General features: G+C 25.2%; 4 protein-coding genes. 3 read left to right on the plus strand and 1 reads right to left on the minus strand.

Features of this window, described 5'->3' with window-relative positions; genetic code table 11:
- Positions 1-167: 167 nt before the first annotated feature.
- Both KGF52_RS21525 and KGF52_RS20445 read left to right on the plus strand, forming a co-directional pair.
- A complete protein-coding gene (locus KGF52_RS21525) occupies positions 168-302 on the plus strand; it encodes a hypothetical protein (RefSeq protein WP_255611360.1) in 135 nt (44 codons plus the stop codon).
- A gap of 195 nt (positions 303-497) precedes the next feature.
- The gene (locus tag KGF52_RS20445; protein ID WP_227841447.1) at positions 498-1,283 is read left to right on the plus strand and encodes a GNAT family N-acetyltransferase; all 786 of its coding nucleotides are present in this window, start codon (positions 498-500) and stop codon (positions 1,281-1,283) included.
- Positions 1,284-1,378: 95 nt separating this feature from the next.
- Here KGF52_RS20445 and pdaA read toward each other — a convergent pair whose 3' ends face one another.
- Complete coding sequence (pdaA, locus tag KGF52_RS20450; protein WP_227827295.1) at positions 1,379-2,203, minus strand: delta-lactam-biosynthetic de-N-acetylase; 825 nt, start codon at positions 2,201-2,203, stop codon at positions 1,379-1,381.
- Between the two features lie 223 nt (positions 2,204-2,426).
- On the opposite strand from pdaA, the gene KGF52_RS20455 reads away from it, so the two are divergent.
- On the plus strand, positions 2,427-4,148 hold a 1,722-nt coding region (locus tag KGF52_RS20455), incomplete at its 3' end, for a DEAD/DEAH box helicase (RefSeq protein ID WP_227841448.1).

Below are 4,148 nucleotides of genomic sequence, written 5' to 3' on the forward strand. Positions count from 1 at the left end.
ATCTATATGAAGTATATATAAAATTTGTGTTTTATTAAGTTCTAAATTTCTTCTAATATAGTTCACACTTAGTACATAAATAGTTAGTAATATATAAGTAAGTAATATATTTGATATAAATTAAATAATTTTAAAATAATTTATGATAATTTAGAGGAGGAAAATATATGAATATATCAAGAAAAGCTATGAGAATAATAGAATTAGCACAAAGGATTGCAACTAAAAAAGGTATCTCAGTAGAGGAAGCTTGGGATGAGGCATTAAAAGAATATAAACAGAAATACCAACATATTGCATAGAAATTTAAAAATATAGTTCAATTTTGTAAAGTAGAAAATATCATATAATCAATAATTGATTTTTCTGAAAAAATTATAAATTTACAAATTTAAATTATTTTAAAAAATTTAGAATATTTAGTAGAAGTTAATAACTTTAAATGATACTATAAATTATAAGGTATATCATTATTAACACAAAAGGAGGATGTACACTTGATTGTAAAAATAGATAATACTTTAGAAAAAAAATTTTGGCAATATGTATCACATGAAGAAAGTTTAAACTTATTTATAATTGGATATGTTGAAAACTATGGATTTAGTTCTGATTCTCAAGAAGTGTGGTCTCAGACAAAAAAAGGAAGTATAACTTCTATAATATTAAAAAATAAATCAACACTTATAATCTATAGTTTAGAAAATAATTTTGATGTAGAAGAAATGGAAAGCCATATAAAAGGATTAGATATAGAAAGTATAAGTGGAAAAAAGTGTGTAATAGATAGACTAGTGAGTATATACAAAGATTTTTATGAAAAATTGGATAATAAATTTTGTATATTAAAGAAAATAAAAGAGTTGGATTTTTCTACTATAAATGAATATAGGATAGAAAAGGCGTATGAAAAAGACATTGATGAAATAGGAAAACTTTTAAATGAATCAGGATATAAGGTAAGTCCAAAATACATAGAAGCAAGAAAAGAATACTTAAAAGAAGGTAATGTAAGAGGATATTTCATAAAAGATAATAATACTATGATTAGTACTGTATCAACTGGTATGGAAACTAGTTTTTTGGCAATGATAGTTTCTGTAAGTACAGACAAAGAGCATAGAAAAAAAGGGCTTGCTAGTTATATGGTGTACAATTTAAGTAAAGAACTATTGTCAGAAGGGAAAATACCATGTCTTTTTTATAATAATGAAATAGCAGGAAAAATATATCATAATATAGGATATGAAGAGACAAATGAATGGACAATACTTTTTAAATAATTCTAAAAACACAAAACTCCATCAAGAATTAAAGTATTTATAAATAGATTTATTTTTACTATAATTCATGAGGGAGTTTTATTTTAATTAAAATGTTATTTTTTACTGCTTAAATAGTCAAGTGTTTTAAGTTTGTAACCTTCTTTTTCCCAATGTGTAAGTACTTCATCCAATATCTCAGTATTAGTTGAAGAATTTGGATGTAATAGAACTATTGCACCAGGATGTGTTCTAGAGTAAATTTTGTTTTTAGCAAACTCATGAGTAGGTTGTTTCTTTTCATACCAATCTACATAAGCAAAACTCCAAAATATAGATTTATAACCCAAGTCTTGTGTGTATTTTAGAGATTGTTCACTAAATTTACCCATTGGTGGTCTAAAATATTTAGGCATTTCTTTTCCAGTAACATCTTTATATGCTTTTTCTACACTTACAATTTCTTCTTTGAATTTTTCAAAATCTGTAATTCCAGCCATTGATGGATGACTTTTTGAATGATTACAAACCAAATGACCTTCTTTTTCCATACGTTTTATTAAATCTGGATTACTTTTTATATAACTTTCAACTACGAAAAACTGTGCCTTTGCATTGTGTTTTTTTAGTGTATCTAGTAACTTTGGAGTGTTCCCACTTTCATATCCAGCATCAAATGATAAGTATATAACTTTTTCATTAGGGTTTCCTACATAATATGAGTCATATTTCTTAAAAAAATTGGCTTCTTTTATAGGGGAGGGTTGTTTACCATCCTCTCGAGGGTTAAAATACCAATCGTATTCATGTGTATCAAGTGTTGGACTAGAAATTTGAGTTTTTGTTTTATCTAGCGATTTAAAGTTCATACTAGCAATTCCAAAAAGTATTAGAGCAAATGCCCCTATCATAATGTATTTTTTTAGGCTATCTTTTTTCACAATGTCACCTCTTATTTAAAATTTCAAGTAAATCTTTCTTACAATATAGTTTGAATATTTATAGTTAAAAATATTCATATATACAAATAATAAATTAAAGAAGTTTCTTTTAAGATATATAAAATAATATTAATTATCTTAAACAAAATACATATAAATGATAAAATATAAGGAGCAATTATTGTGTAGAAGTTAAATTGGTTTAACTTGAAGGGATATAAAAATGGATAATATAATAAGTATATTGAATGATGTTGTTTTTTTAGATATAGAAGTTAGTGGAATAGACTATTTAAATTCAGAAATTTTAGAAGTTGGAGCTGTTAAAATTAAAGATTGGAAAGCTGAGACATATCAATCGTTAATAAAAAATAAAGCTGAAGTGCCTATAGAAGTATTCTCTCTATGTGATAATCTTAAGAAAATTGATTTAGAAGACGCTTTTAATCTAGAAAGGGTAGAAGAGGAGTTAAGAAATTTTGTAGGAGATAGTCTGATTATATGTCATGATTTAAGTTTTAAAAGAAAGTTTTTTGAGTACTATATGCCAAAGCTAAAAAATAAATTGATTGATTCAATTGAGTTAGCAGTTATTTTAGAGCCATATCATAAGGATTATAGTTTGGGGTATTTAAAAAGTACTTTAACTAGCGATAAATCTGAGACCAAGAATAGAGCTTTATCAGATGCTATTGATACTATAAATATTGTAAATTCTCTTTTAATAAGATTTAATAATCATGAGAAAACTAGTCTAGAGCCATTAAGTTTTAAAATAAATTCCTATCTAAATAAGTTTAATCTTGGAAAATGGGAATGGAGTAAATTCTTAGAAGAAGCAAAATATGATTTATTTCATGATGTAAGTATTATAAAAGAACATGAAGAGTTTAATCCAAAAGGAGAAAATGTAAAGGAAAAAGAAACTTTAAAAATTTTACGTGAGCAAGAAAAGAAATATGAAGAATTATTAAAATATAAGCATATCTGGGAAAGTAAAGAAGGATTTACATATGAATATAGACCAGGTCAGTATGAGCTTACTAAGGCAATACGAGAATTGTTTAGAAATAATGAAGATGACGAAAAAATTGCGTGCATAGAGGCACCAACAGGGATAGGAAAAAGTGTTGGATACTTATTGCCAGCTATATTAGAAGCCAGAATTAATAAAAAAAGATTACTAATTTCTACTGATACAAAAGAATTGCAGATACAATTGATAAATAAAGATATTCCAAATGTGTTAAATTCTTTAGGGTTAAATGGTAAAGTAAGTTATGGATATATAAAGGGAAAAAACAACTATATATGTATAGACAGATTAGAAGCATATATAGTAGATTATGAGTCTCAAGAACCTACTAAAGAAGAAATATTATCTTTAATATTTTTAGAAAGATTAGTTGAAGGTGGCAAATATGGAGATATAGAAGAAATAAACTATTGGGTGTTGGATAACTTCAAGGAAATAAATACTCACTTAAGAAATATAAGTTGTGACCCAAACATGTGTAAACCTAAAAAATGTAAAAAAGATTGTCTATATAAAAATAGGACAGAAGAGTTAAAAGATGAACATATAACAGTAATAAACCACTCCTTATTAGCTAAATGGCCATATAAAGATGAAAAGCCTTTAGAAAATATAATAGTAGATGAGGCACATAATTTAACTGAAAAAGGATATGATTTTTTTTCAAGTATCATAAATTCAAAGTCTTTAAGATACTTATTACATGAAATTTATCCTTATGAATTTATACAAGATAGCAGTTTTATGTATAAAAAAACTAATAGAAACATGAAGAAAATAAAGGCTTTTGATAAATTCTATCATATATTAAAAATTGAAAGAAAAGATAAACAAAAAATTGCTAGGAGTATAAATCTTATTATTGAAGAAATAGATTCAATATTATCATTTGGTAACTGTAGTGAATAT

It is taken from the genome of Clostridioides sp. ZZV15-6597, from assembly GCF_020657815.1.
Lineage (GTDB): Bacteria > Bacillota > Clostridia > Peptostreptococcales > Peptostreptococcaceae > Clostridioides.